At 57.7% G+C, this 24473-nt stretch carries 27 protein-coding genes; 14 read left to right on the forward strand and 13 right to left on the reverse strand.

Features of this window, described 5'->3' with window-relative positions; all coding sequences use genetic code 11:
• Nucleotides 1-31 precede the first annotated feature (31 nt).
• From JQ845_RS11505 to JQ845_RS11515, 3 genes are all read left to right on the forward strand, one after another.
• Nucleotides 32-631 (forward strand): FMN-dependent NADH-azoreductase, encoded by a 600-nt coding sequence (locus JQ845_RS11505; protein ID WP_010656463.1) that lies wholly within the window; start codon nucleotides 32-34, stop codon nucleotides 629-631.
• Nucleotides 632-882: 251 nt separating this feature from the next.
• Nucleotides 883-1743: a carboxylate/amino acid/amine transporter gene (locus JQ845_RS11510; protein WP_003441675.1), complete on the forward strand. Its 861-nt coding sequence runs from the start codon at nucleotides 883-885 to the stop codon at nucleotides 1741-1743.
• Between the two features lie 37 nt (nucleotides 1744-1780).
• Nucleotides 1781-2341 carry an RBBP9/YdeN family alpha/beta hydrolase gene (locus JQ845_RS11515; RefSeq protein ID WP_203009011.1) on the forward strand — a complete coding sequence of 187 codons (561 nt, stop codon included), beginning with the start codon at nucleotides 1781-1783 and terminating at the stop codon, nucleotides 2339-2341.
• 14 nt (nucleotides 2342-2355) lie between these two features.
• On the opposite strand, the gene JQ845_RS11520 is transcribed toward JQ845_RS11515, so the two are convergent.
• The 4 genes from JQ845_RS11520 to JQ845_RS11535 form a co-directional block, all read right to left on the reverse strand.
• Complete coding sequence (locus JQ845_RS11520) at nucleotides 2356-2652, reverse strand: hypothetical protein (RefSeq protein WP_127196221.1); 297 nt, start codon at nucleotides 2650-2652, stop codon at nucleotides 2356-2358.
• Nucleotides 2653-3221: 569 nt separating this feature from the next.
• A complete protein-coding gene (locus tag JQ845_RS11525) occupies nucleotides 3222-3713 on the reverse strand; it encodes a hypothetical protein (RefSeq protein ID WP_003441679.1) in 492 nt (163 codons plus the stop codon).
• Nucleotides 3677-4510 carry a winged helix-turn-helix domain-containing protein gene (locus tag JQ845_RS11530; RefSeq protein ID WP_127196222.1) on the reverse strand — a complete coding sequence of 278 codons (834 nt, stop codon included), beginning with the start codon at nucleotides 4508-4510 and terminating at the stop codon, nucleotides 3677-3679. The genes JQ845_RS11525 and JQ845_RS11530 overlap by 37 nt, the downstream gene beginning before the upstream one ends.
• A 150-nt stretch (nucleotides 4511-4660) precedes the next feature.
• The gene (locus JQ845_RS11535) at nucleotides 4661-5929 is read right to left on the reverse strand and encodes a mechanosensitive ion channel family protein (RefSeq protein ID WP_010656461.1); all 1269 of its coding nucleotides are present in this window, start codon (nucleotides 5927-5929) and stop codon (nucleotides 4661-4663) included.
• Between the two features lie 192 nt (nucleotides 5930-6121).
• On the opposite strand from JQ845_RS11535, the gene JQ845_RS11540 reads away from it, so the two are divergent.
• Together JQ845_RS11540 and JQ845_RS11545 are read left to right on the forward strand one after the other, a co-directional pair.
• Nucleotides 6122-7468 carry a DEAD/DEAH box helicase gene (locus JQ845_RS11540; protein ID WP_003441684.1) on the forward strand — a complete coding sequence of 449 codons (1347 nt, stop codon included), beginning with the start codon at nucleotides 6122-6124 and terminating at the stop codon, nucleotides 7466-7468.
• Between the two features lie 201 nt (nucleotides 7469-7669).
• Nucleotides 7670-8062 carry a transcriptional regulator gene (locus JQ845_RS11545; protein ID WP_161718800.1) on the forward strand — a complete coding sequence of 131 codons (393 nt, stop codon included), beginning with the start codon at nucleotides 7670-7672 and terminating at the stop codon, nucleotides 8060-8062.
• A gap of 22 nt (nucleotides 8063-8084) precedes the next feature.
• On the opposite strand, the gene JQ845_RS11550 is transcribed toward JQ845_RS11545, so the two are convergent.
• Together JQ845_RS11550 and JQ845_RS11555 are read right to left on the reverse strand one after the other, a co-directional pair.
• The gene (locus JQ845_RS11550; protein WP_203009012.1) at nucleotides 8085-8807 is read right to left on the reverse strand and encodes a TorF family putative porin; all 723 of its coding nucleotides are present in this window, start codon (nucleotides 8805-8807) and stop codon (nucleotides 8085-8087) included.
• 188 nt (nucleotides 8808-8995) lie between these two features.
• The gene (locus JQ845_RS11555) at nucleotides 8996-9175 is read right to left on the reverse strand and encodes a hypothetical protein (protein WP_003441690.1); all 180 of its coding nucleotides are present in this window, start codon (nucleotides 9173-9175) and stop codon (nucleotides 8996-8998) included.
• A gap of 356 nt (nucleotides 9176-9531) precedes the next feature.
• Here JQ845_RS11555 and JQ845_RS11560 point away from each other — a divergent pair, with 356 nt between their 5' ends.
• The 3 genes from JQ845_RS11560 (at nucleotide 9532) to JQ845_RS11570 (ending at nucleotide 11793) form a co-directional block, all read left to right on the forward strand.
• Nucleotides 9532-10368 (forward strand): CvfB family protein, encoded by an 837-nt coding sequence (locus JQ845_RS11560; protein ID WP_003441692.1) that lies wholly within the window; start codon nucleotides 9532-9534, stop codon nucleotides 10366-10368.
• 21 nt (nucleotides 10369-10389) lie between these two features.
• Nucleotides 10390-10794: a DUF2177 family protein gene (locus JQ845_RS11565; protein WP_003441694.1), complete on the forward strand. Its 405-nt coding sequence runs from the start codon at nucleotides 10390-10392 to the stop codon at nucleotides 10792-10794.
• A gap of 69 nt (nucleotides 10795-10863) precedes the next feature.
• Nucleotides 10864-11793, forward strand: coding sequence for a DMT family transporter (locus JQ845_RS11570; RefSeq protein ID WP_203009013.1), 930 nt, complete (start codon nucleotides 10864-10866; stop codon nucleotides 11791-11793).
• Here the strand turns inward: JQ845_RS11570 and JQ845_RS11575 are convergent.
• Nucleotides 11741-12922: an MFS transporter gene (locus tag JQ845_RS11575; RefSeq protein WP_161718802.1), complete on the reverse strand. Its 1182-nt coding sequence runs from the start codon at nucleotides 12920-12922 to the stop codon at nucleotides 11741-11743. The genes JQ845_RS11570 and JQ845_RS11575 overlap by 53 nt on opposite strands.
• A 104-nt stretch (nucleotides 12923-13026) precedes the next feature.
• Between JQ845_RS11575 and ptrR the strand changes: the two genes are divergently transcribed.
• Both ptrR and JQ845_RS23135 read left to right on the forward strand, forming a co-directional pair.
• The gene (gene ptrR, locus JQ845_RS11580; protein ID WP_003441701.1) at nucleotides 13027-13929 is read left to right on the forward strand and encodes a putrescine utilization regulator PtrR; all 903 of its coding nucleotides are present in this window, start codon (nucleotides 13027-13029) and stop codon (nucleotides 13927-13929) included.
• Between the two features lie 127 nt (nucleotides 13930-14056).
• The gene (locus tag JQ845_RS23135; RefSeq protein WP_003441703.1) at nucleotides 14057-14182 is read left to right on the forward strand and encodes a PA1414 family protein; all 126 of its coding nucleotides are present in this window, start codon (nucleotides 14057-14059) and stop codon (nucleotides 14180-14182) included.
• 122 nt (nucleotides 14183-14304) lie between these two features.
• Here the strand turns inward: JQ845_RS23135 and JQ845_RS11585 are convergent, their stop codons facing one another.
• Genes JQ845_RS11585 through speB form a run of 4 tightly spaced genes read right to left on the reverse strand, consistent with a single transcriptional unit; the run spans nucleotide 14305 to nucleotide 18638 of the window.
• On the reverse strand, nucleotides 14305-15684 hold the full coding sequence (locus tag JQ845_RS11585; RefSeq protein ID WP_003441705.1) for a sodium:solute symporter family protein: 1380 nt from the start codon (nucleotides 15682-15684) through the stop codon (nucleotides 14305-14307).
• Nucleotides 15685-15719: 35 nt separating this feature from the next.
• The gene (locus JQ845_RS11590) at nucleotides 15720-17231 is read right to left on the reverse strand and encodes a purine-cytosine permease family protein (RefSeq protein WP_010656458.1); all 1512 of its coding nucleotides are present in this window, start codon (nucleotides 17229-17231) and stop codon (nucleotides 15720-15722) included.
• A gap of 21 nt (nucleotides 17232-17252) precedes the next feature.
• On the reverse strand, nucleotides 17253-17678 hold the full coding sequence (locus tag JQ845_RS11595) for a YybH family protein (protein WP_203009014.1): 426 nt from the start codon (nucleotides 17676-17678) through the stop codon (nucleotides 17253-17255).
• Between the two features lie 9 nt (nucleotides 17679-17687).
• Complete coding sequence (speB, locus tag JQ845_RS11600; RefSeq protein WP_003441711.1) at nucleotides 17688-18638, reverse strand: agmatinase; 951 nt, start codon at nucleotides 18636-18638, stop codon at nucleotides 17688-17690.
• Nucleotides 18639-18920: 282 nt separating this feature from the next.
• Here speB and JQ845_RS11605 point away from each other — a divergent pair, with 282 nt between their 5' ends.
• Nucleotides 18921-19814 carry a LysR family transcriptional regulator gene (locus tag JQ845_RS11605; RefSeq protein WP_003441713.1) on the forward strand — a complete coding sequence of 298 codons (894 nt, stop codon included), beginning with the start codon at nucleotides 18921-18923 and terminating at the stop codon, nucleotides 19812-19814.
• Between the two features lie 16 nt (nucleotides 19815-19830).
• Nucleotides 19831-20439 (forward strand): tRNA-uridine aminocarboxypropyltransferase, encoded by a 609-nt coding sequence (locus JQ845_RS11610; protein ID WP_203009015.1) that lies wholly within the window; start codon nucleotides 19831-19833, stop codon nucleotides 20437-20439.
• Between the two features lie 66 nt (nucleotides 20440-20505).
• Here the strand turns inward: JQ845_RS11610 and JQ845_RS11615 are convergent, their stop codons facing one another.
• Together JQ845_RS11615 and JQ845_RS11620 are read right to left on the reverse strand one after the other, a co-directional pair.
• Nucleotides 20506-20904 carry a YbaN family protein gene (locus tag JQ845_RS11615; protein WP_177412973.1) on the reverse strand — a complete coding sequence of 133 codons (399 nt, stop codon included), beginning with the start codon at nucleotides 20902-20904 and terminating at the stop codon, nucleotides 20506-20508.
• 4 nt (nucleotides 20905-20908) lie between these two features.
• Complete coding sequence (locus JQ845_RS11620) at nucleotides 20909-21499, reverse strand: UPF0149 family protein (protein WP_003441718.1); 591 nt, start codon at nucleotides 21497-21499, stop codon at nucleotides 20909-20911.
• Between the two features lie 272 nt (nucleotides 21500-21771).
• Between JQ845_RS11620 and recQ the strand changes: the two genes are divergently transcribed.
• Both recQ and JQ845_RS11630 read left to right on the forward strand, forming a co-directional pair.
• Nucleotides 21772-23901, forward strand: coding sequence for a DNA helicase RecQ (gene recQ, locus JQ845_RS11625; RefSeq protein ID WP_003441720.1), 2130 nt, complete (start codon nucleotides 21772-21774; stop codon nucleotides 23899-23901).
• Nucleotides 23902-24020: 119 nt separating this feature from the next.
• Nucleotides 24021-24455, forward strand: coding sequence for a MarR family transcriptional regulator (locus JQ845_RS11630; RefSeq protein WP_003441722.1), 435 nt, complete (start codon nucleotides 24021-24023; stop codon nucleotides 24453-24455).
• Nucleotides 24456-24473 lie beyond the last annotated feature (18 nt).

Below are 24473 nucleotides of genomic sequence, written 5' to 3' on the forward strand. Positions count from 1 at the left end.
TTACAGCATTTACCGATGGAGTCTAGCCAGCATGTCACGAGTTCTGATCATTGAAAGCAGTGCCCGTCAGCAGGATTCATTTTCCCGCCAGCTGACCCGGCAGTTCATCAGTCAATGGCAATCGCTCCATCCTGATGATCAGATCACCGTTCGCGACCTGGCGTTGAACCCGGTACCGCACCTGGACGCTGACCTGCTGGGTGGCTGGATGAAGCCCGAAGAACAACGTTCTGCAGCCGAGAAAGCCTCTCTGCAGCGCTCCAACGAGCTCACCGATGAGCTGCTGGCGGCTGATGTGCTGTTGATGGCGGCGCCGATGTACAACTTTGCGATTCCCAGCACTCTCAAAGCCTGGCTTGACCATGTTCTGCGGGCCGGCACCACTTTCAAATACACAGACACCGGGCCCCAGGGGCTGCTGACCGGCAAGAAAGCCTACGTGCTGACGGCGCGTGGCGGGATCTATGCCGGCAGCCCGGCGGACCATCAGGAACCCTACCTGCGTCAGGTGATGGCATTTATCGGCATTCATGACCTGACCTTTATCCATGCCGAAGGGATGAACCTGGGCGGTGATTTTCAGGAAAAAGGTTTGAACCAGGCCAAGGCCCGGGTTTCTGAAGTCGCATAGGCTGTTAATCGACAGATAATCGGCGGCTGGCTAAATCGTTTCATTGCTCCTTCAAGCATGCGGTTCGCGCATCGAACCTCCCTTTGCACTTCTCTCCTGAGTGCTCACACCCGGTCAGCTTTAACGCTGGACCGGGTTTTTTTTGACAGGCATTTCGCCAGCGGCGCAAAACCGCTAATGTCGCGCCCTGCGAAACAAGCCGGCGGCCGTATCTGCTGTCAGGCAATCACGACATTCCGGGCGAGACATTCATGGGTTATCTGTTAATTGTGACGCTGATTCAGGCGTTTTCCTTCAGCTTGATCGGTGAGTATCTGGCTGGACACGTCGACAGCTACTTTGCAGTACTGGTGCGCGTGGTACTGGCCGGGCTGGTGTTTATTCCGCTGACCCGCTGGCGCCAGGTGGAACCCGGTTTCATGCGCGGCATGCTGCTGATCGGCGCCTTGCAGTTCGGCATTACCTACGTCTGTCTGTACCTGAGCTTTCGCGTGCTCACGGTGCCCGAAGTCCTGTTGTTCACCATCCTCACGCCGTTGCACGTGACCCTGATCGAAGATGCCCTTAACCGGCGCTTCAACCCATGGGCACTGGTAGCGGCACTGGTGGCTGTATCGGGGGCGGCCGTGATTCGCTTTGACAGCATCAGCGGGGACTTCTTTAAAGGCTTCCTGTTGTTACAACTGGCCAACTTCACCTATGCCGCCGGTCAGGTGCTTTACAGGCGTCTGGTGGCGCGTTATCCGAGCGAGTTGCCGCATTACCGGCGTTTCGGTTTCTTTTACCTCGGCGCTTTGGCGGTGGTATTGCCAGCCTTCCTGGCATTCGGCAAAGCCGACTTTTTACCCGACGCGCCTTTGCAATGGGCCGTGCTGGTGTTCCTGGGGCTGGTCTCCACGGCCCTGGGCATGTACTGGTGGAACAAGGGGGCCTGCCTGGTCACCGGTGGCACCCTGGCGGTGATGAACAACTTGCATGTGCCGGTGGGTTTATTGCTCAACCTGCTGATCTGGAACCAGCACGAGCCTCTGGGCCGGCTGTTGCTGGGGGGGCTGGTGATTCTGTTTGCCGTCTGGCTTAGCCGGCTAGACCGCAGGGCTGCGACGGTCTAAGGTTTTCGGCAACCCATCCACCTAATGGAGACCAGAGATGACAGTCAGGGTGTTGATCTTGCCGGGCCTGTTCAATTCAGGGGCAGAGCATTGGCAATCGCAGTGGGAGCAGCGTTACAGCGGGCTGCACCGGGTTAAACAGCAGGACTGGGAAACCCCGGCCTGCACGGATTGGGTGCAGCGCCTGCAAGAGAAAGTCGCAGGCAGCCAGCGCCCTGTAGTCCTGGTGGGCCATAGCCTGGCCTGTACGCTGATTGCGCGCTGGGCACAGCAGCACCCGCAAGCGGCGGAACGTGTGCGCGGCGCGTTACTGGTAGCGCCCAGCGATACCGAAGCCGACAGTTACCCGCCGGGCACCTCGGGTTTTACCCCCATGCCGCTTAATCGCCTGCCTTTCCCCTCGATTACCGTTGCCAGCACGGACGACCCCTATGTCTCCAGCGCCCGGGCAAGTGCCTTCAGCGATGCCTGGGGCAGCGAACTGGTGTGGTTGCAAAAGGCGGGGCATATCAATGGTGATACCGGTTACGGTATATGGCCGCAAGGTATCGGGCTCTTATTCAAACTCACCGGCGATCCGCAATTTAAATCCCAATGATGTTACAAGCCGCATTAACCCTCCTGATCCAAGACATGAGGGTGTGCGGCTTTAATCAATGAATCGCACCAGGGGTTAGCTGCGCCAAAGCTCTGTTGCAGCCAGTCAGCAGGCACATACACATGATCAAAACAAATAAGGCTCGGTACTTTCTCGTGTAATGATGCAAAGCTGACTTCTTTTTCCGAACCTCCCATGGCCGCAGCCATAAATAGAGTGCCGTCCGCTGTCAGTGCTAATGAACGCTTCCAGACGGGTAAGTGACGTGTTCTTTTGCAGGTGGGTTTTATCCAGCGTATAGGGCGGGCCACGGAATATATCTCCATGTTATGGGGCGGGTGCTGTATTGGACGGCTGTGGCAATGAGTAGGGGGTGTTGCAGGGGGCGTTCATTTATCAGCGTCCGGGTCTGTGGCTGGGCGAGTAGCGGCGGGCTGAAAATGTCTCTGGCACGTGGCTGTGCAAAACAGGCACAGGCTCTGGCAGTGCCGGAGCAACCGGTGTAAGTGCGGGCGTGTCATTCGATAAGCTCATGGGGCTGACTTAAGGGAAGCACGGTAGCGCAGGGGGGAAGGGGGGGGCTTGTGCGCAGTATTAATTAACCTTACGCAACCATAATGCGGGTCGATTTCCAGTCAGAAAACACAATGGTTCAATCGAGGGCGACTGAAGTTTGACGGGTTTGGTGCGGCCGCTTTGAGCGCGGGAAATGCCGGGTTTTTTGCAATTAATAATAGTGTGGTCGTCGGTGTGTACCCGGTTGTGCGTTTGTCTCTATCTTGTTCCTCCCACCTTGGCGGGTAACCGCTCTACCTCAAAGGACTGGCAAAACACCCGCAGACCTGGCCCGGGTGTTTTGCGGCCGACACTTGCATGGCATCTACCGGGGTACATGGCATACGCCGGTCAGAAAATTGTTAATGTTGTAGTAGTACTCGTTATCGGAAAAATAATTGAACGTCATCAGGCCCCCATGCATTCCCCTGGACATGAAGGGTGTGTTCTTGCCAGCCGTGTCGTTATCGAAAGTCACCACATTGGTGGTTTCAAAGAGGAATCTCGAGGTGTCGAGTTTTTTAGTCGAAACTTCAAATTTCCGGTTGTAAATGTAGGTGATGTCATCCGGGCTTTTGATTTTGTAGTACACATAGATGGCATCTTCCTTGGGCGAAATGGTGATATCGCCTGCGCCGGACCATCTGCCAGTGCTGTATTCCACATTGTTGAAATAAACAGAGGCGTAACACGGCGCTCTGGGAATGTCCTTGTAAATAATCCAGGCATGGCGCGCACTCAGGCAGCCAAAAACCAGCAGGGACAACAGGCCTGCACCGACTAGGGTTTTTTGCCAACGTTCTGGTAATTGGTGCATATGGCCTCTCCTTTACTTTCAGGCTTTTCGCAACTGATCACCAACTGTGACAATGGCTTTCTGATGTAATAACTGGTGCCTGAAAACAGCAGGCCGGGGTCAAAAGGTTTCATGTGTTCTGCAATGTCATCTCTGGATATTGTCTCGCTGGACTCGACATACAGCGTATGGCCGTTCTCGCTCCAGATGGCTTTCCAGCCTTCAAGTTCCGGAGGGCCGCTGAGCACTAGCCAGGCATAAACCACTGGCATCAACAGCCCGCCAAGCACGACGGCATAGCCCGCAATGATTCTGAAGAAGTTACGGGGTTGTGGAACGGGTGCCGGGATCACAAGAGTCTGAGCGTTTGAGGGCTCGGGCGCCTTCAGTAAAGTCGGTGCGCTTGATTGCGCGGGGTGTTGAACGGGGGTGTTTTCAGTAACGGGTTCGATCTGCACACTGTCGTCATGGGGTTCGCGTTGACTGCTCAGGGTGACAGAGCACAGCAGAAGCACCCCTCTTCTGGGCAGGGTTTTTATGGCGTGGCGGGGCAATCCGATGGCCGAGAAGTGCGTCCGTAATGTATGCAGGGTCTTGTAATAACTGCCATCCGAGACCACGAGACCGCGCTCGCCCCACACCCGGCTGATAAGTAATTCCTTGTCTGATATGCCATCTATCAGTGCGAGCAAAAAGTCGCTTTCGTTACTGCCTAACTGTACGGTTTTTTCGTCCCTGGTGAGTTGCATCAACTCTGGATCATACAAGCAAGCAGGCTCCATCCCGCGTTGCGCTGATTCAGCGTCTGTTTGTTTCACCTGTTTTGTTCCTTGTGTCACTTAAGCCTGGCCGCGTGCACCTGGATTATGCCGGTTTAGCGTTGTGCACTTGAAGACGTCAGTGTTAATCACCGAGACACTATTCATTCTTTTTCAGGGAAGCGCGACTCCTGGAGCCGCGCCGGTTGATCAGGCGTCTTTGGTCAGGGCGGGCATCAGCCCGTTGCGCAGATCATTGCCGCTCGGTTGCTGATAGATGCTCAGGCCGAATTCGGGCATGACTGACAGCAGATAGTCAAAGATATCGCCCTGGATTTGTTCATAGTCGCTCCACACCGTCGTGCGGGTAAAGCAGTACACCTCCAGCGGTACGCCCTGGGCCGTGGGCTGCAACTGACGCACCATGCAGGTCATGTTTGGCTGGATTTCGGGATGGCTTTTGAGATAAGCCAGCGCATAGGCGCGGAAGGTCCCGATATTGGTCATGCGTCGACGGTTGGCTGACAGAGCGGCCACATTGCCCTGTGCTTCGTTCCAGCTTTTGAGTTCGGCCTGCTTGCGATGCAGGTAGTCGCTCAGCAGGCGTACCTGCTCCAGACGTTGTTCCTGTTCGTCAGTCAGAAAACCGATATTGCCGGCATCGATAAACAGACTTCGCTTGATTCGGCGTCCGCCGGACTGCTGCATGCCGCGCCAGTTCTTGAACGACTCGGACATCAGGCGCCAGGTTGGAATCGAGACGATGGTCTTGTCGAAGTTCTGCACTTTGACGGTGTGCAGGGTGATGTCGATCACGTCGCCATCGGCGCCGACCTGGGGCATTTCGATCCAGTCACCGACCCGCAGCAAGTCGTTGCTGGTCAATTGCACACTGGCCACGAAAGACAACAGGGTGTCCTTGTAGACCAGCAAGATGACCGCAGACATCGCGCCCAGGCCCGAAAGCAGCAGCATCGGCGAACGGTCGATCAGGGTTGCGACAATGATGATGGCGGAAAACACATACAGCAGCATTTTAGTCAGCTGGATGTAGCCCTTGATCGGGCGGGTCTTGGCGTAGTTGGTACGCGAATAGATATCGAGCAGGGCATCCAGCAGCGCGCTGATGACACGGGTCAGCACAAAGATGGTGATGGCCAGCGCCAGGTTGCCGAGGAAGTGGCGACCGGTTTCGCTCATCTCCGGTATCAGGTTGCGGCCGAACTGCACCATCAGCGAGGGCGTCAGTTGCGCCACGCGGTGGAACACCTTGTGCTGGCGCAGGTCGCTGATCCAGTGCAGGGCAGGCTGGCGGCCAAGGATCTTGGTGATGCGCAGAATAATGATGCGTGCAACGTGCCCGGCCAGCAGGGCGATACTTACCAGCACGATCAGGCCGAGGATGGTCGATACCCAGGGATGTTGGTCCAGGTTGGCGTAAAGATCCTGAATTTGGGTCCAGAGTGTTTGAGTTTCCATAAGTTAAAGCGTTACCCCAAGAAGAAATATCCCTGGGATTAGAGCACTTCAGAGCGATTTAAGGGCTCTCGTTGGACTAAAGACCCTAAAAAATCATTTGTTTCATGCCGTTTGTACAAAGAAACTCGGCCTTGGCGCTCGAAACGGTTAATCTATGCCGCTGATTTTTTGTATTTCTTCGAGGTAGCACCCGTGTTTTCCGATTTCGCCCTGCACGAACGCCTGCTTAAAGCTGTGGCCGAGCTTAAATTTGTCGAGCCTACGCCTGTGCAAGCAGCGGCTATCCCGCTCGCGCTCGAAGGGCGTGACCTGCGGGTTACAGCTCAAACCGGGAGTGGCAAAACCGCTGCTTTCGTTCTGCCGATCCTTAATCGCCTGATTGGTCCAGCGAAAATCCGCGTGAGCATCAAAGCGCTGATTTTGCTGCCGACCCGCGAGCTGGCACAGCAAACGCTGAAAGAAGTTGAGCGCTTTTCCCAGTTCACGTTCATCAAGTCCGGTCTGATAACCGGTGGTGAAGACTTCAAGGTGCAGGCTGCCATGCTGCGCAAGGTGCCGGACATCCTGATCGGTACTCCGGGTCGCCTGCTCGAGCAATTGAATGCCGGCAACCTCGACTTGAAAGAAGTTGAAGTGCTGGTGCTCGACGAAGCCGACCGCATGCTCGACATGGGCTTCTCCGAAGACGTTCAGCGTCTGGTGGATGAGTGCCCGAACCGTCAGCAAACCATGCTGTTCTCGGCCACCACCGGTGGTTCCGGTCTGCGCGAGATGATTGGCAAGGTTCTGAACAATGCCGAGCATTTGCAGCTCAACCAGGTCAGCCAGCTGAACGCCACTACGCGTCAGCAAGTCATTACCGCTGATCACAACCAGCACAAAGAACAAATCGTTAACTGGCTGCTGGCCAACGAGACTTACCAAAAAGCCATTATCTTCACCAATACCCGTGCCATGGCTGACCGTATCTACGGTCGCCTGGTGGCTCAGGATTACAAGGCGTTCGTCTTGCACGGTGAGAAAGACCAGAAGGATCGCAAGCTGGCGATCGATCGCCTGAAGCAGGGCGGAGTCAAGATTCTGGTGGCCACCGATGTGGCGGCCCGTGGTCTGGACGTTGACGGCCTGGACATGGTGATCAACTTCGACATGCCACGTAGCGGCGACGAATACGTCCACCGTATTGGCCGTACCGGCCGTGCGGGCAATGATGGTCTGGCGATCTCGCTGATCTGCCACGGCGACTGGAACCTGATGTCCAGCGTTGAGCGTTACCTGAAGCAAAGCTTCGAACGCCGCACCATCAAGGAAGTCAAAGGCACCTACGGCGGACCGAAAAACGTCAAGGCCTCGGGCAAAGCCGTTGGCGTGAAGAAGAAAAAGACCGACGCCAAGGGCGTCAAGAAGAAGACCGGAGCCAAGGCCCCGACCAAGCGTAAAATCGCTAACCGCCCCAAGACCGACGCCCTGTCGCTGGTCAGCAAGGACGGTATGGCACCGCTCAAGCGTCGCAAGCCAGAAGCCCCGGCCGCTGAATAAAGCCCAGGCGTAACCTCAAAAAAACCCGGCCCAGGCCGGGTTTTTTTGTGCTGGCAGGTGCAAGGTTTGCTCGCGATGGCATCTTTATGCTGTTTCGTCAGTGCCCGGTCACCGGTCGGCCATAAAGCTGAACGTCCACCCGCTGCGCCGGTCACTACAGATGAGGGCTCATTTCATCGAACCGTACGGAGCGAAAAGCTGATGACTACCTACAACTGGCCACTGATCGAACGTCTGCTGCATGAAGTGCAAAATAGCGCCGGTGAAAATTTTGCGCCGCGTGCCTATGCCGAACAGCTCGCGGCTGCTCAAGCTGCCGCCGGGCAACCGATTGGCAATCTGGATGATCTGAAGATGCAAGCTGCCGATTATGAAGCCTTGCTGCTAAAGCGCGGCTTTATCGAAACGCGTCCGGAAGATGAGGGTGGCAATGGCGAGAACTTCATCCTGACCCAGCGAGGCGCCAGCCTGCTAAGCCTGATCGACAGCAGTATCCCGGGCAACAGCCATCCGCTGCAGGTACTGGACGAGCAAGAAGATGCGCTGGATCCGGACACCTTTGATGGCGTGGCAGCCAAGGTTCAAATTGCTTGATTCGGCGTTGTGCCAGCCAGTATCAGTAAAATGTCCGTTCGGCCTTGAACGTCAGCAACCCGTCGCACTGGCTGTTTTGCCCGGAGTATGCCGAGCATTCGCCGCCATCGAGACTAGAGTCGCTATAGATCAGGTTCAGGTCGATGCCCATCCAGGGGCGCGAGAACTTCACTGACCAGTCATTGAAGGCGTGGATACTGCTGCCATCGGCAATGGATACCGGTGTGCCCAGTTGGTGGGTGGTGTATTTCAAGCTGATGCCGATGCCAAAAGGCTGGTTGACGCCGAGGTCGGCAAACAGGGTGCTGTCCTTGCGGTCCGGATCGTTACTGAACGCTGCGCCAAAACGGGTGCCCAGAATCGTGAGGCTGGCAAAAATCTGCTGGCTGTCGAGCTCGTTGAGTTTGGGGTAGCTGTAGTGAATCATCCCCAGCTCGTAGCTCAGGGTCTGGTCGAAAGGATGTTTGTAGCCCAGGTAGGAATCAACTTCGAGGTTGCTGCCAGGCTTGATGCCCATGGTCGGTGCCCATTGCCCTGCATACCAGCCGCTGTCATGGCTCAGGTCCAGGCCGCCATGGAAGGTCGAGCCGGAGCTGGTGGGCTTGACCAGGCCCTGGGCCATGGTGCGACTTGGCTGGGTGGCCAGCTTGAGGTCAAAGTCGCCCAGCTCCCGGGAAAATACCTGTGCATTGGCCATGGTGCTGGCCAGTAATGTGCCGGCCAGCAGTAACGCCTGTGTCAGCATGGTTCACTCCCTGATGGCTGGAAGGCTTGATCTAGAGGCTTTAGAGGATACGGATGAATGCCGGCGATTGATTGCCGTTCGTCTATTTTTGCTGGGGTTCTGGATCAGGCGGCTGCAGCGGGGGTTGCTTCGATAGTCCTAGCGCTTTGGAAGGCAAAGCGCCTGAGGACCAGATGACGCGAGGGGTATTACTTTTTGCCGAGCGTGATTTGCTTGGACGGGCCAAAAGTCTGGCCGCTGACGCCTTTGTTGATTTGCTGAATCTCGCCGCCGGATTTCAAGAATGCTTCAATTTGCGCATTGATTGAATCACTGGTTTCAACAGCGGGAGCTGGCTTTGCTTTGCTGGCGGATGCTTTTACACGCATGGCGGCTATTGACCTGTAGAAAATAACTTGGCCAGCGATAGTACCTGAAATGCTTGACAATTGCTTGTTAAATATCTTCCTAAAATAATAAGCGATGGTATTGATCAATCTGATTGAAGCTCTAATAGTTCCCTAACTCGCTGTTTTAATTCACTACATCAGGGTTTTAGAAACTGAGCGGGGCGCAGGGCGCGCGCGGGGCAGCCGCCTACAGGCTGACGAGTGGCACCCCCGCAGAGGAAAAAACCCCTGATAAATCATGCCTGTCACAGATTTTTTGCCTGCCGGGCCGCGGCGCTCCAATTCGCACACCTAAACTCGGGTAGAATGCCGCCCACGTAATGAGGGTATTGAACATGGCTTTAATCGGTCGCTACAACAGTTTGCAAGTGGTTAAACACACCAACTTTGGTTTGTATCTGGACGGCGGGGCGGACGGCGAAATCCTGTTGCCCAACCGTTATATTCCCAAAGATATTCCAAGTGAAGACGAAGACTGGCTCAACGTCTTTGTTTATTTGGACAGTGCTGACAAGTTAATTGCCACCACGGAAAAACCAAAAGTTCAGGTTGGCGAGTTTGCCAGTCTTAAAGTGGTTGAAGTTAACAGCATCGGTGTTTTCCTCGATTGGGGTCTGCCGAAAGATTTGCTGTTGCCGTATTCCGAAGAAAAACGCCAGATGACCGCTGGCGAATACGTCGTGGTACACGTCTACCTCGACAAGCACACGCGCCGTATCACTGCCACTGCGCGTCTGGACCGCTACCTGGACAAAACCCCGCCGAACTATCAGGTGGGGCAGGAAGTTGATCTGTTGGTGGCCGAAGCCACGGACATGGGCTTCAAAGCCGTGATCAACAACAAGCACTGGGGCTTGATCCACAAGAACGAAATCTTCAAGTTCATGCGGGCCGGCAAGCAAGAAAAAGGCTACATCAAGGAAATTCGGGCTGACGGCAAGATCAGCCTGAGCCTGCAGCCGGTCGGGCAAGAAGCTGCCAGCAGCCTTAACTCGAAGATCCTCAGCAAGTTGCGCGATAACAACGGTGTGTTGCCGGTCAGCGACAAGAGTGCACCGGAAGCGATCAGCAACCTGTTTGGCGTCAGCAAGGGCAACTTCAAAAAAGCCATTGGCGCGTTGTACAAGGAAGGCAAAATTGCGATTCACCCGGACCGCATCGAACTGATCTGATCCAGCACAAGGGGCCGCGACATGAGGAGAGTTGTATGGGCGTATGCCGGTGCGTTATTGGCTTTTCTGGTGCTCGACGGCCTTTGGCTGGGCGTGCTCATGAGCTCTACCTATAAGGAGCTTTTGGGCCCGCTGATGCTGGCGCAGCCGAAGTGGGGGCCTGCTGTTGCGTTCTACCTGCTGTACGTGGCGGGCCTGGTGTTCTTTGTCGTGCTGCCGGCCCTGGGCCGGGGCAGTGCGCTCAGGGCCGCGCTGAGCGGTGCCTTCTTCGGCCTGGTGGCTTATGGCACCTATGACATGAGCAACTGGGCGACCCTGCAGGGCTGGTCTGCGCAACTGGCCTTGATGGACATGGCATGGGGCGGGTTACTGACCTGTCTTGCTTCGCTGTCGGGTTATTGGGTGGCCCGCAAGCTGGCGACCTGAGCCTGGTCGGTAAAACCTGAGCAATGAGTTTTTTGATCTTTCCCGGGCGTGGTTTTTTCAGGTGGTGCTATGAGTGTTACGCGGCGAGCAACGGATGCTTTCGCACTGCAAGTCATGTTGGGCCTGTGCCTAATCTGGGGTGTACAACAGGTCGTGATCAAAACGGCAGCACCTGACATCGCGCCCGTGATGCAGGCCGCGGCACGTTCCGGCATTGCGGCGCTGCTGGTGGGCCTGCTGATCTGCTGGAAGGGCGGGTGGGACCAGGTTCCATCCACCTGGCGCGGCGGACTATTGGCGGGCAGCCTGTTCGGGCTCGAGTTCTTCTTTATTGCCGAAGGCCTGCAACTGACCAGCGCCGCACATATGTCGGTGTTTCTCTATACCGCGCCCATCTTCACTGCGCTGGGAATTAACTGGTTATTGCCAAGCGAGCGTTTGCGGCCGCTGCAGTGGCTGGGTATTTTCCTCGCGTTTCTGGGCATCGCTTTTTCCTTTGCCGGCGGGATTTCATTTGCCGACATGGATCGCAACATGTTGCTGGGCGACGCCTACGGTATTTTGGCGGGCATGGCCTGGGGCGCGACCACGGTAGTGGTGCGTGGCTCCCGGTTATCCGAGGCGCCGGTCACGCTGACCCTGTTCTACCAGCTGATTGTCGGCTTTGTGGGGCTGCTGGTGATTGCCGCCGCCAGCGGACAGATCAGCCATGTCAGCCTTACCGGCGTGGCGGTGGCCAGCGTTCTGTTCCAGGGGCTGGTGGTGTCGTTCTTCAGCTACCTGGTGTGGTTCTGGCTGCTCAAGCGCTACATGGCCTCCAATCTGGCTGTGTTCTCGTTTATGACGCCCTTGTTCGGAGTCACGTTCGGGGTGCTGATTCTGGGCGAGCCCTTGAGCTTCAACTTCGTGGTGGGCGCAGTGCTGGTGCTGCTCGGCATCACCTTTGTCAGCGCGGAGCAGTGGATGCGTCGCAGGCTGCGGGTACTGCTGGGGCACTGACCGAGCGCCAGGCCAGCATTGCGGCCAGCATCAGTCCGCTGGCAGCGATGAGTAGCGCGGGGTGCAGGGTTCCACTGAAATGGCTGCTGAGCGCGGCCAGCAATGGCCCGGCTAGTTGTCCCACGGCAAAGCAGGCCGTCAGCAAGGCTGCATTACGCTGCGTTGCGTGCGGGGCGAGCTCCCTGGAGCGTTGCATGACCAGCGGCATGCAGGCTAAAAACGGCGTCCCGCACAGGATTACCCCCAGCGCCAGGCCGGTACTGCTCGGCAGCAGGCACGCCAGCACCCCCAGTGCTTGTATCCATAGCCCGCCCATCAACCAGTAGCCCGTGGTACCGGGTGTGGGGCGGCGCAAACTGATCAGCACGACACCAATGGCTGCGCACAATCCAAAGGCGGGCCAGAACAAGTCTGCTTGCCATTGCCCGTGAAATTGGGCACTGGCCATCTGTGACAGGAATGTCGCCGGGATGATATAGCCCAGGCCATACAGCCCATAAATCGCTCCCAGGCGGCCAATCCCGGGCTGGCGGGTGTCTGGCTGCGAGATGTGCGTTGCAGCCGGCAGGGTGGCCGGTTGCGGCAGTATCGGCAGGATCGCCAGCACCATGATCAGTGCCGCAGCGGCGTAAATCAGCCAGAGCGTGGCCGAATTTTGTCCCCAAAGATTTGCAACCAGAGCCAGCAAGCCTGTGAGCAGGACACCCACCCCGGGGCCAGCAAAGACCAGTGCCCCCAGGCGTGGGCGATTGGCGGTCACGGCCAGGTGCTGGCTGAGGGATGTGATCATCACCATGACCCAGGCGCTGGCAATCCCTGTGCCGAAGCGCAACAGCAGATGCGGCCAGAAGCCCTGGGCCAGAACTGAAATCAGGGTCAGCACTACGCACAGCCATAGCCCGGCATGCAGGCGGCCCTGCACCTGGTCCGGACGTTTGGCGCGGATGGCGTCCAGTGCCCCGAGCAAATACCCCAGATAGTTGGCGGCCGCGATCAGGCCGGCGCCGGTCAGGTCAATCTGGCCCTCGCTGATCAGGTGCGGCAGTTGTGGGGTCAGGGAAAAGCGGCCAATACCCATGGCCATGATGAGCGCGATAAAGCTGGCGAGCAGGCGAATGAAGGGCGACATGCAGCTGTTTCCTCAAGAGAAGGCATTGACCGTCAGGCTAGAGGAGATTGACTTTCCTTAAAAATGAATAATAGTGACCTACTTGTTCTGTTTTGGAGAATGGCGTGGAGTTCAGTCAATTACGGATTTTTCAGGCCGTGGCCGAAGAAGGTTCCATCACCCGTGCGGCTGAGCGTCTGCACCGTGTGCCCTCCAATCTGTCGACGCGACTCAAGCAACTGGAAGAGCAGATGGGTGTCGAATTGTTTATGCGCGAGCGCCAGCGCCTGCAGTTGTCCCCGGCGGGCAAGGTGCTGCTCGATTACGCTGCGCGCCTGTTTGCCCTGCATGATGAAGCCTTGAGTGCGGTACAGGGCGGGGTGCCCTGCGGCAAATTTACCCTGGGGACGATGTACAGCACGGCGGCAACTCATTTGCCGCGCATGCTGGCGCATTATCACCGTACCTACCCGGCAGTGAACCTGCACGTGCAGTCGGCTCCCAGTGGCGAATTGCTGGAAGGGTTATTGACCGGGCGTCTGGATGCAGCGCTGGTGGACGGCCCGCTTGAGCTGGCCGGGCTGGACGGTATCGAATTTTGCGATGAGAGTCTGGTGTTGATCAGCGATCTGGATCATCCGCCTGTTACCCGAGCCCGGGATGTACAGGGGCGCGAAGTCTTTACCTTTCGCCAGGGTTGTTCTTATCGGGCCCGGCTTGAGGCCTGGTACGCAAGCGACCGTGCGGCCATGGGGCGAGTGATGGAAATCGAATCCTATCAGGGGATGTTGGCGTGCGTAGTGGCGGGCTCGGGTGTGGCCTTGATGCCGGCATCGATGCTGGCTAGCTTGCCGGGGCATGAAAATGTCGGCGTACACCCCTTGAAACAACCTTTTGCCAGTACCACAACATGGTTGATGTGGCGAAAAGGCATGACCGGCGCCAACCTGAATGCGTGGATCGCGCTGCAACAGGCACAGAGGCCGCCGAACGATGTTATTTCGACGAAGTTAAAGGCGTCGGCTTAAATCAGAAATGTGCTCGATTAGCCTAAAGTTCATGGGTCTTAAGCAAGCATCTTGTAGGAGTTAGGACTATTATCTGTATGAAGCGACAACAGAATTCCAGTCGCCAGAGTGACCCCAAGGGGGATATATGAAAGACAAACTGCAAACATGGCTTCATGACGTCGGTGTTGCGCTGGGTCTGATCGAGCCGCCACTGCAACCCGTACCGATCCCTGTCGAGGATCCGCGTCGCCGGCCACAGCGTCGTCGCTAAGGCTGCGATTACGCGTTTGCGCAGGCGTTCATGCGTTGTACTGATCCTTGGCTGCAAGGCGGCCAGGGTGCTGTTGCGAAAAAAGGGGTACGACCCGCGTACCCCCTTCAATAAAACCTCAATCAGATAGCGCTGGCCAATGTGGCAGGGCGTCTATCCAGCAGGCTTACCAGCACAAAGCTGACCAGGGCTACAGCCAGACTGTAGTAAATCGGCGTGTTGGCTTCCAGACCATCCTTGAACATAAACACCAGTGCGGTGACAAAACCCAGGCTCATGCTGGAGATTGCCCCGGCAGTGGTGGCGCGTTTCCAGAAAATTGCCCCGATCAATGGCACCAGCATGCCGCCAACCAGCAGGTTGTAGGCAAGGGTCAGGGCGCTGATCACATCGTTTACCACCAGGGCGATGGCCAGCACCGCAAACCCGGTCAACAGAGTGAACAGACGATTGATGTTGAGGCTCGATTGCTTGCCACCGCGCAGTTTGGGCAGCAGGTCCTCGGTCAGTACGGTCGAGGCGGCCAGCAGGCCCGCGCTGGCGGTCGACATCATGGCCGCCAGTGCCGCTGCAATCACCAGTCCGCGAATGCCGTCCGGCAGCGAAACCTTAACGATGGCCGCGAAAGCGTTGTTGACGTTGTCCAGGTCCGGGATCAGTACATGGGCGGCCATGCCGATCAGGGCGCAAGTCAGGCCGTAAAGGATGCAATAGAAGCCCGCGAACGTACCGGCATACTTGGCCACCTTGGCGGTTTTGGCGGTAAAAACCCGTTGCCAGATGTCCTGGCCGATCAGGATGCCGAAAAAGTAAATCATGAAGTAAGTGATGATCGTGTCCCAGCCGATGCTGGTAAAGCTGAAGTTCGAGGCAGGCAATTTGCTCACCAGTTCATCCCAGCCGCCGACACGGTACAGGCAGATCGGTAGCAGGACGAACATCAGGCCGACGGTCTTGATCACAAATTGCACGATATCGGTCAGGGTCAACGACCACATGCCGCCAATGGTGGAGTACACCACCACCACGCCACCGCCCAGCAGCACTGAAATCCAGAACGGCAGGTCGAACAGCACTTCAAGAACGGTGCCTATGGCCAGAATCGAGGTCACACCAATCATGAGCGCGTAGGCCAGCATGATCACTGCGCTGGCCTGGCGGGCCATGGGGTTGTAACGCTTTTCCAGCACCTGGGTCACGGTGAAGATTTTCAGCTTGAGCAGCGGCTTGGCCAGGAACAGGTTGAGCGCGATGATCCCGCAGCCCAGTGCGGCGCACAGCCAGAAACCGGAAATGCCGTGTACATAGCCCAGGCGCACGGTGCCGACGGTGGAGGCACCGCCGAGTACGGTTGCAGCCATGGTGCCCATATACAGGGTCGGGCCCAGGTTACGGCCGGCCACCAGGTAATCTTCGTGGGTTTTTGCCTTGCGCATGCCGTAGTAACCCAGCACCAGCATTGCTGCTGCGTAGATCAGGACGACCAGTAGATCTAAAGCCATGATGGCGAGTCTCCAATTATTTTTTTATGGGGCGGTCAGGCGGTTTGAGGTAATGCGGTGTTAACGGCTGCGGTCTTGGGCTTGCTGCGTGGGTCGAGGGGGCCGAACACTGAAGCCGGCTCCGGGAACAGGCTGAGCAGGGCCAGATACACCAGCGACGCAAGTCCCAGGGTGACCGGCAGGCTGATATCAATGCCTTCGGCAAGATTGCCCAGCGGTCCCACGAACTGGCCCGGCAGGTTGACGAAGCACAAGCCCACCAGCGCACTGGGAATCCAGGCACCCAGACCGCGCCAGTTCCAGCCGCGGGTGAACCAGTAGCGGCCGCCGCTTTCGCCACGGGTGAACACTTGCAAGTCATCCGGGCAATAGAAACCGCGACGTTTGATCAGGCCAATGATCATGATCACCATCCACGGGGTGGTGCAGGTGATGATGAGGACGGCGAAGGTCGAGACGCTTTGCACCAGATTTGCCGCGAAACGTCCGATAAAGATGAAGGCGATCGACATGACCCCTATCAGCAATGTCGCCTTTACCCGTGACAACACGCGTGGGAACACGCTGGACAGGTCCAGGCCGGTGCCATACAGCGAAGTAGTCCCGGTGGACATGCCGCCGATCAGCGCAATCAGGCACACCGGCAGGAAAAACCAGCTCGGGGAAACGGCCAGCAGGCCGCCGACATAGTTGTTGGCCGCGATATAGTCCGGTGCTTTGCTCGCCACTATGGTTGCAGTGGCCAGGCCGAACAGAAACGGGATCAGGGTTGCAATCTGAGCGGCAATCACCGCCAGCATGATCCGGCGTTTGGGGGTGGCGCGGGGGATGTAGCGCGACCAGTCGCCGAGGAATGCGCCAAAGGAAATCGGATTGCTCATTGCCACCAGCGCAGCGCCGATAAAGGCCGCCCAGAACCCGGTCTGACCGAGTGCGACGCTGCCGGCGAACTGGCTGTCGAATGCCGGGGCAAAAGCGAAGATCCCCAGCAGGAACAACAGGCTGGCGGCCCACACTGCAATGCGGTTGACCCACAACATGAAGCGGAAGCCGTAGATGCAAACCGTCAGCACCAGAATCGCGAACACGCCGTAGGCCAGGCCCAGGCTGAGGTCGGTTTCCGGAACCCCGATCATGCGCTTGGCGCCGCCGATCAACGCATCGCCGGAGCTCCAGACTGACAATGAGAAGAAGGCGATGGCGGTCAGCAGCGACAGGAACGAGCCGACAATCCGCCCGTGCACACCGAAATGTGCACCGGAAGACACGGCGTTGCTGGTGCCATTGAGCGGGCCGAACAAGCCCATGGGGGCCAGAATCAGCGAGCCCAGCAACACGCCGAGCACAATCGCCCAGGCCCCGGCCTGAAACGACAAGCCGAACAGTACGGGAAAACTGCCCAGTACGGCGGTGGCAAAGGTGTTGGCGCCGCCGAAGATCAGGCGAAACAAATCGCCGGGTCTGGCGCTGCGTTCATGGTCCGGAATCTGCTCGACGCCGTGGGTTTCTATTTGACGCACATTATTTTGCTTGTTTTTATTATTCATGATCAGCTCCGGTCACATTGGCTAAGGGGGCGGCAGCCCTTCCGGCATAGCGGATAAATGTTCGTGACAGGCCAGCCACAGGCCTTGTTGTTCTTGTGTGCGGGATGCTTGCCTCTTGAAGACAATGGTCTCGCGTTCCTGGCTAAAAAATTGCTCCCCTTGCATGCGCAGCTCGGTGGCCACGTCATGCACAAAGACCGCCACGTCACCTTGCAGGCTGACAAAGGCATTGCTCGAGATGCATGAAAGCACCTCGAATCCTTCCTCCAGGCGCCAGCTGTCCCACAACGCCTGATAGGCATCGCGACTCAGAAGTGGTTGGGCCAGGGTATAAAAAACGAAGCTGGCATCGGCGCTGAACGCGCCGAAATAGGCTTCGCGATCATTGCGCGCAAAAGCCGAAACCAGGTCGGCTGCGGCACGCAAAACCTCATCGCGTTGGCTCATGGTCAACCCTCAGCGGTGCACGACGCCGGGCATTACGCAGAGCATTTCGTAGAGCAGGTTAGCCCCCAGCAATGAGGTATTACCGGTTGTATCGTAAGGCGGCGAGACTTCTACCAGATCTCCGCCCACCAGGTCGAGACCCTGGCAACCACGAATGATCTCCATCGCCTGAATGGTGGTCAGGCCGCCGATTTCCGGGGTGCCGGTGCCGGGTGCCCAGGCAGGATCGATACCGTCGATGTCAAAGCTCAGGTAGACCGGACCGTTGCCGACTTTTTCGCGGACTTCGGCCATCAGTGGTGCCAGGGATTTGTGCCAGCACTCTTCGGCCTGTACTACACGAAAGCCCTGGGTGCGGCACCAGTTGAAGTCTTCTGCGGTGTAACCCTGGGCGCGCAGACCGATCTGCACCACACGGTCACAGTCCAGCAGGCCTTCTTCCACGGCGCGGCGGAAGGTGGTGCCGTGGGCGATTTTCTCGCCGAACATGTGGTCGTTAACATCGGCGTGGGCATCGATGTGGACCAGTCCGACCTTGCCGTGCTTTTTATGAATCGCCCGCAGAATGGGCAGGGTGATGGTGTGATCTCCGCCCATGGTCAGCGGGATGACGTCGTGTTCAAGAATCTCGTCGTAGGCTTCTTCGATGATGCGCACCGAATCCAGCAGATTGAAGGTGTTGATTGCCACGTCACCGATATCGGCCACCGATAGCGAGTCGAACGGTGCGGCGCCGGTGGCCATGTTGTAAGGGCGGATCATCACCGATTCGGCACGGATTTCGCGAGGTCCGAAACGGGTGCCGGGGCGCAGCGAGGTACCGATGTCCAGGGGGACGCCGATAAATGCGACGTCCAGGCCTTTGGCCGATTGCAGGTGGGGCAGGCGCAACATGGTGGCTATGCCGCCAAAGCGCGGCATGTCGTTGCCGCCCAATGGTTGATGAAGAATTTTGTCCACGGCAGAGGCCTCGTTGTTTGTTATGGGTATGGCGAGGGATTCTGCGAAAGGAGGCATGTGGGAAGAATCCCTATGGGCAAATACTTAGTTCATGTTTTTCTAAACTAATGCCGGGGCTCGGGGTAGAATTTGCTTCGTCAAACATGGGGGACTGATGTGGGAGCCGGCTTGCCGGCGATGCAGACAACCGGTTTTTAGAGGTGTGAGGTAATGCTGTCGCCGGCAAGCCGGTTGTTGCAGGTTGAGTGCGATTTTTGTTCCGCCTAATCATGTGAGTTTTTCATGGCCAACGCTTTACCTGATCTAAAACTATTGCGAATCTTTACCAGCGTGGTCAGACACCAGGGGTTTGCCAATGCCCAGCAGGCACTCAACCTGTCTACCTCGGCCATCAGTACCTACATGAGCCAGCTCGAATCCAATCTGGGGCTGGTGCTGTGTCATCGCGGCCGCGGCGGGTTCAGCCTCACCAGCAAGGGCGAGTTGTTCCATCAGGAAACATTGCGCCTGCTGGGCGAGCTGGAGGGGTTTGAGCAATATGCCGCAGCGCTCAAGGGTGAGTTGCGCGGCACCCTGAATCTGGGGGTGATCGACTCCACGGTCAGCGATAAAGCGCTGCCTTTTGCCCAGGCCATTGGCGACTACAGCCAGGAGCACCCGGCGGTGCACCTGCACCTGTCAGTGATGAGCCCGTATGAATTACAGCTCGGGGTACAGGACAACCGCCTGGATCTGGCCATCGGGGCGTTCTCGACGCGCATGAGCGGTCTGGTCTATCAGCCGTTGTATCGCGAGCAGCACTGGCTGTATTGCAGCACGCGGCATCCTTTGTTCGCTGAGCGACGTATTCCTGAGCCGGTCATTACTCAGCAACGCATGGTCGGTCGCGGTTACTGGAGTCAGGCCGAGTTGGCGCGCCACGGCTTCAAGCACAGCGCGGCGACAGTCGACAGCATGGAAGCGCAGCTGATTCTGGTGTTGTCGGGCGCCTATATCGGCTATTTGCCGGAACACTACGCCGAGCCCTGGGTGGAGAAGGGGGATTTGCGTGTGTTGTTGCCGGCGACCTTTGGTTATCAGGCTCCGTTTTCGATGATCGTGCGCCGTGGTCGCAGCCGCGAGCCGTTGATTCAAACATTCCGCGACCTGCTCAAAGCGCAGCTTAATCAACCCTGAACGAGATTTTATTGTCATGTCCCGAGCCCAATGCCCTCGCTGCTTGCGCCCGCAAACCCATTGCCTGTGCGCCTTGATCCCGCAGCTGGACAGCCGTACCCGGGTGTTGCTGTTACAGCATCCGAGCGAGGTCGGCCATGCGCTCAATACGGCGCGCTTGGCGGATCTTGGTCTGCTTAACGCTGAGCTGCGGGTAGGGGAGGTCTTTGAGGATCTGGCCACTTTGCTCAATCCTCCGGGATATCAGGCGCGGTTGTTGTTCCCGGGAGAGGATGCGCAACTGATCGGCACTGCCAGGCCGTCTGATGCAAGCCTGCCATGGCTGCTGGTGGTTCCGGACGGTACGTGGCGCAAGGCGCGCAAACTACTGCATCTGAACCCGTTGCTGGCGCAACTGCCCAGGGTCACGCTGCCTGAAGGCGCGGTATCGCGCTACCGGTTGCGCAAGGCTCCCGGGCCGGGGGCATTGTCGACCCTGGAAGCGATAGTGCAGGCGCTGGAGATCCTGGAGACGCCAACCTCGTTTGCGCCTTTATTACGCCCGTTTGAAGCGCTGATCGAGGGCCAGATCGAGGCGATGGGCGCGGACACCTATCAGCGTAACCATGGCGATAAAACCGTATAAAAACCGTAGGCGCGATCTGTTCTGTCAAAACGGCAATAGCTCGCTCCTACAGGTGTTGGATGTGCATCAGGGTTTTTCGAGGGTTTTCTGGCGCAGGATGTAAATGCTCACCAGCACGGCACTGGTCAGCATAAAGCCCCGGGCCCAGGGTAAAGGCACCAGATAGCAGGACAAGCCAATACTCAGCCACATCAGGCCAATGGCGTAGACCTTGCCCTTGAGGGGGATGCCGTTGCCATCAAGATAGTCGCGGATCCATGGCCCGAGCCGTGGGTGCTCGACCAGCCATTGATAAAAGCGCGGCGAACTGCGGGCGAAACAGGCAGCAGCCAACAGCAGGAAGGGGGTGGTGGGTAATACCGGCAGGAAGATACCGATAACCCCCAGCGCTACGCTCAGCCAGCCGATGGCAAACAGTGCGTAGCGCAGCAACCGCGAACGGTTGCCGACAGGGGGCTGAATCACTGAATCAGTGGTGGCGAGGCTTGAGGATCGCCGGTTTTTCGTCTGGTGCATTGCACAGCAGGTACAAAGCAGTCAGCGCTTCGGGAATCTGCACGATCATGTCGTCCATCAGGTTGGCATCCTGGGCGATGTCTGCAAACTCCGGCTGATCATCGAACAGGCCGGAACCCACCATGATTGGCAGCAGCATTTCGCTGACTTCTTCTTCGGCGGTTTCGAACCAGGCCGCTTCACGGGTAAACACGCCTTCCATAAAGCCGATGCACCAGCCGCGCAGGTCGGAATCATCAGGCTCGTCGCCCAGATCCAGATCGCAAGGCAGTTCGAATTCTTCGTCGGAAGCCAGCTGGCGCGCGATGTGGGCCTTGAGTTGAATCAGGGTGGCTTCGATCTCGGCACGCTGGGCGTCGTCTTTGTAGTGCGGCGCTTCTTCAGAGAAGATGGCGTCAATCCATTCGCGCTCAGGTACTGCTTCGGAGCAGATGGAAAGGGCTGTCAGAAAACCGTGGGTGGCCACGTAGTCCAGCGCCTCGTCATGCAGCTCGTCGGCGTCGAGGAAGACTTGCAGGCGGGTTAGTTGCTCAGCGAAGGACATTGAAGGACTACCTAGAAAATAAACAATAACGAATTCTAGGCTTTCTTGAGCGTACAGGCCAGTCGCAGGGCACATTTGGCCTCACTTCCCGGTGATCGGTAGTGCAATCACAGCGCCCTGCGGGGGGGAGTGCTCGGGTATACTGCCGCGTTTTGTGATGCCCTGCAGTGAATGCAGCGGATCCCGCGCCCTGCGCCCGAGCTGTCGAATCAGCTTGAGGCCGCGTCGGATGCCGCTTGTGCAGGGGTGTTTCGGCGATTTCTGGAGTTTTTATGCTCGAACAGGCTCAACGCGTACTCAAGGACATCTTCGGCTACGACAGTTTCCGTGGCCGTCAGGGTGACATTATTGAGCGCGTGGCCAGTGGTGGCGACGCTTTGGTGCTGATGCCTACCGGCGGTGGCAAATCCTTGTGTTTCCAGGTTCCGGCGCTCCTGCGCGATGGCCTGGCGGTGGTGGTGTCGCCATTGATCGCATTGATGGACGATCAGGTGGCAACCCTTGAAGAGCTCGGGGTGGCGGCAGCGGCCTTGAACTCGACGCTGAATGCCGAGCAACAGCGTGACCTGGCGAACCGGATCAAGCGCGGTGAAATAAAAATGCTCTACCTGGCACCTGAACGCCTGGTACAGCCGCGCATGATGGCGTTTTTGCAGAGCCTGGACATCGCCCTGTTTGCCATCGACGAAGCGCATTGCGTGTCCCAGTGGGGCCACGACTTCCGTCCCGAATACCTGCAGCTGGGCCAGCTGGCCGAAGTGTTTCCCAATGTGCCGCGGATTGCCCTGACTGCCACGGCGGACAAGCGCACCCGCGAAGAAATCGTTACCCGTCTGCACTTGCAGAACGCCGAGCGGTTTTTGTCGAGTTTCGACCGCCCCAACATTTTTTACCGCATCGTGCCTAAAGAGCAGCCGCGCAAGCAGTTGCTGGCCTTCCTTTCCGAACGCCGCAGCGATGCGGGCATCGTCTATTGCCTGTCGCGCAAAAAAGTCGATGAAGTGGCGCAGTTCCTGTGTGATCAGGGTTTCCCGGCACTGCCGTATCACGCCGGCCTGCCCAGCGAGACGCGTGCAGCCAACCAGAAGCGCTTTCTCAATGAGGAGGGGCTGATCATGGTGGCGACCATTGCGTTCGGTATGGGGATCGACAAATCCAACGTGCGCTTTGTCGCGCATCTGGATTTGCCCAAGTCCCTTGAGGCGTATTACCAGGAAACCGGCCGGGCCGGGCGCGATGGCTTGCCCGCCGACGCCTGGATGGCCTACGGCCTGCAAGACGTGGTGATGCTCAAGCAAATGCTGCAAAACTCCGAGGGAGATGAGCGGCACAAGCGTCTGGAGCATCACAAGCTCGATGCCATGCTGTCTTTGTGTGAAGAAACCCGCTGCCGCCGGCAGACCTTGCTCGCCTATTTCGACGAAGACATGCCGCAACCCTGTGGGCACTGCGACAACTGTGTGGATGGCGTGCAAACCTGGGATGCCACCGAGCCTGCGCGCCAGGCGCTGTCGGCGATTTATCGCACGGGTCAGCGCTATGGCACAGGTCATTTGATCGATGTGTTGCTGGGCCGCGAAAACGAAAAAATCCGCAGCATGGGTCATCAGCATTTGTCGGTATTCGGTGTGGGCAAAGCCCGTGCTGAAGGCGAGTGGCGCACACTGTTCCGTCAATTGGTGGCCCGTGGTCTGGCCGATATTGATATCGAAGGCTACGGCGGTTTGCGATTAAGCGACAGCTGCCGGCCGTTGTTGCGCGGCGAAGTGACTTTGGAACTGCGCCGCGAGCTCAAGCCGCAAACGACGGTCAAGAGTAGTTCCGCCAGCCCGGCCAGCCAACTGGTGCGTGGCGAAGAGCGCGAGCAGTGGGAGGCCCTGCGGGCCTTGCGGCGCAAACTGGCCGAAGAGCACGGGGTGCCGCCTTACGTCATCTTCCCCGACTCGACCCTGCTGGAAATGTTGCGCAGCCAGCCCACCTCGTTGTCCGAGATGGCTGCAGTCAGCGGCGTAGGTGCACGCAAGCTGGAGCGCTACGGCGAGGCCTTCCTCGAGGTTCTGGGCGGGCAGGCCGAAACCCCGAAAGTGGTGGCCGACATCCGTCACGAGCTGATCAGCCTGGCCCGCGCCGGCATGACGCCATTGCAGATTTCCGGGCAGCTGCAATGTTCTGAAAAGAACGTTTATACGATGCTGGCTGAAGCAATCGGCCGTCAGGAATTGTCCCTTGAGCAGGCTTTGGACTTGCCCGAGGAGCTGATGGGCGAAGTGCAGGACGCGTTCCTGGATGGTGAGGGCGAGCTGCCAAGTGTGGCCAGCATTGCCGAGCAGTTCAAAGGCCGGGTACCTGAAGGCGTGCTGTATTGCGTGCGTGCGGCACTGCAGGCCGAGTTCGAAATGTAGTGCTGGTTATTGATATGTAACGAATTGATTGACTTATAGGTCTTGCCTATGTGCAAGCTCCATGCTTAGCTGGCTAACAATTAGGTTCACTCTTTTTCAGTCTAACCATTGAGTTTTTTATGCCTTTAACCGATCAACACCGCTTTGGCATGCAGTTGGCCCAAATGTCCCGTGGCTGGCGTGCCGAGCTGGATCGTCGTCTTGCTGGTCTTGGTTTGTCGCAAGCACGTTGGCTGGTGCTGTTGCACCTGGCACGTTTTGAAAATGTGCCTACCCAGCGCGAACTGGCCCAGAGTGTCGGGGTTGAAGGGCCGACCCTGGCCCGCTTGCTTGACAGTCTTGAAGCTCAGGGGCTGGTGCAGCGTCATGCTGTGGCCGAAGACCGGCGCGCCAAGAAAATTGTATTGAGCGATACCGCCCGGCCATTGATCGCCCAGATCGAAGCCATTGCCACTGCGTTGCGCCAGGAACTGTTTGTGGGCGTAGACGAAGAAGAGCAGCGCATCTGCATGCGTGTTCACCAGCGCATCCTGGATAACCTCGAAAAACACTGATCACAACCCTGCAGGAGC

The sequence above is a fragment of the Pseudomonas paraversuta genome, from assembly GCF_904063065.1.
Lineage (GTDB): Bacteria > Pseudomonadota > Gammaproteobacteria > Pseudomonadales > Pseudomonadaceae > Aquipseudomonas > Aquipseudomonas paraversuta.

What these genes read in the sequence shown, in the direction of transcription:
- JQ845_RS11505 (WP_010656463.1), top strand. Translation starts at nt 32, where the DNA reads ATGTCACGAGTTCTGATCATTGAAAGCAGTGCCCGTCAGCAGGATTCA.
- JQ845_RS11510 (WP_003441675.1), top strand. Translation starts at nt 883, where the DNA reads ATGGGTTATCTGTTAATTGTGACGCTGATTCAGGCGTTTTCCTTCAGC.
- JQ845_RS11515 (WP_203009011.1), top strand. Translation starts at nt 1,781, where the DNA reads ATGACAGTCAGGGTGTTGATCTTGCCGGGCCTGTTCAATTCAGGGGCA.
- JQ845_RS11525 (WP_003441679.1), bottom strand. Translation starts at nt 3,713, where the DNA reads ATGCACCAATTACCAGAACGTTGGCAAAAAACCCTAGTCGGTGCAGGC.
- JQ845_RS11535 (WP_010656461.1), bottom strand. Translation starts at nt 5,929, where the DNA reads ATGGAAACTCAAACACTCTGGACCCAAATTCAGGATCTTTACGCCAAC.
- JQ845_RS11545 (WP_161718800.1), top strand. Translation starts at nt 7,670, where the DNA reads ATGACTACCTACAACTGGCCACTGATCGAACGTCTGCTGCATGAAGTG.
- JQ845_RS11550 (WP_203009012.1), bottom strand. Translation starts at nt 8,807, where the DNA reads ATGCTGACACAGGCGTTACTGCTGGCCGGCACATTACTGGCCAGCACC.
- JQ845_RS11555 (WP_003441690.1), bottom strand. Translation starts at nt 9,175, where the DNA reads ATGCGTGTAAAAGCATCCGCCAGCAAAGCAAAGCCAGCTCCCGCTGTT.
- JQ845_RS11560 (WP_003441692.1), top strand. Translation starts at nt 9,532, where the DNA reads ATGGCTTTAATCGGTCGCTACAACAGTTTGCAAGTGGTTAAACACACC.
- JQ845_RS11565 (WP_003441694.1), top strand. Translation starts at nt 10,390, where the DNA reads ATGAGGAGAGTTGTATGGGCGTATGCCGGTGCGTTATTGGCTTTTCTG.
- JQ845_RS11570 (WP_203009013.1), top strand. Translation starts at nt 10,864, where the DNA reads ATGAGTGTTACGCGGCGAGCAACGGATGCTTTCGCACTGCAAGTCATG.
- JQ845_RS11575 (WP_161718802.1), bottom strand. Translation starts at nt 12,922, where the DNA reads ATGTCGCCCTTCATTCGCCTGCTCGCCAGCTTTATCGCGCTCATCATG.
- JQ845_RS23135 (WP_003441703.1), top strand. Translation starts at nt 14,057, where the DNA reads ATGAAAGACAAACTGCAAACATGGCTTCATGACGTCGGTGTTGCGCTG.
- JQ845_RS11585 (WP_003441705.1), bottom strand. Translation starts at nt 15,684, where the DNA reads ATGGCTTTAGATCTACTGGTCGTCCTGATCTACGCAGCAGCAATGCTG.
- JQ845_RS11590 (WP_010656458.1), bottom strand. Translation starts at nt 17,231, where the DNA reads ATGAATAATAAAAACAAGCAAAATAATGTGCGTCAAATAGAAACCCAC.
- JQ845_RS11595 (WP_203009014.1), bottom strand. Translation starts at nt 17,678, where the DNA reads ATGAGCCAACGCGATGAGGTTTTGCGTGCCGCAGCCGACCTGGTTTCG.
- JQ845_RS11605 (WP_003441713.1), top strand. Translation starts at nt 18,921, where the DNA reads ATGGCCAACGCTTTACCTGATCTAAAACTATTGCGAATCTTTACCAGC.
- JQ845_RS11610 (WP_203009015.1), top strand. Translation starts at nt 19,831, where the DNA reads ATGTCCCGAGCCCAATGCCCTCGCTGCTTGCGCCCGCAAACCCATTGC.
- JQ845_RS11620 (WP_003441718.1), bottom strand. Translation starts at nt 21,499, where the DNA reads ATGTCCTTCGCTGAGCAACTAACCCGCCTGCAAGTCTTCCTCGACGCC.
- recQ (WP_003441720.1), top strand. Translation starts at nt 21,772, where the DNA reads ATGCTCGAACAGGCTCAACGCGTACTCAAGGACATCTTCGGCTACGAC.
- JQ845_RS11630 (WP_003441722.1), top strand. Translation starts at nt 24,021, where the DNA reads ATGCCTTTAACCGATCAACACCGCTTTGGCATGCAGTTGGCCCAAATG.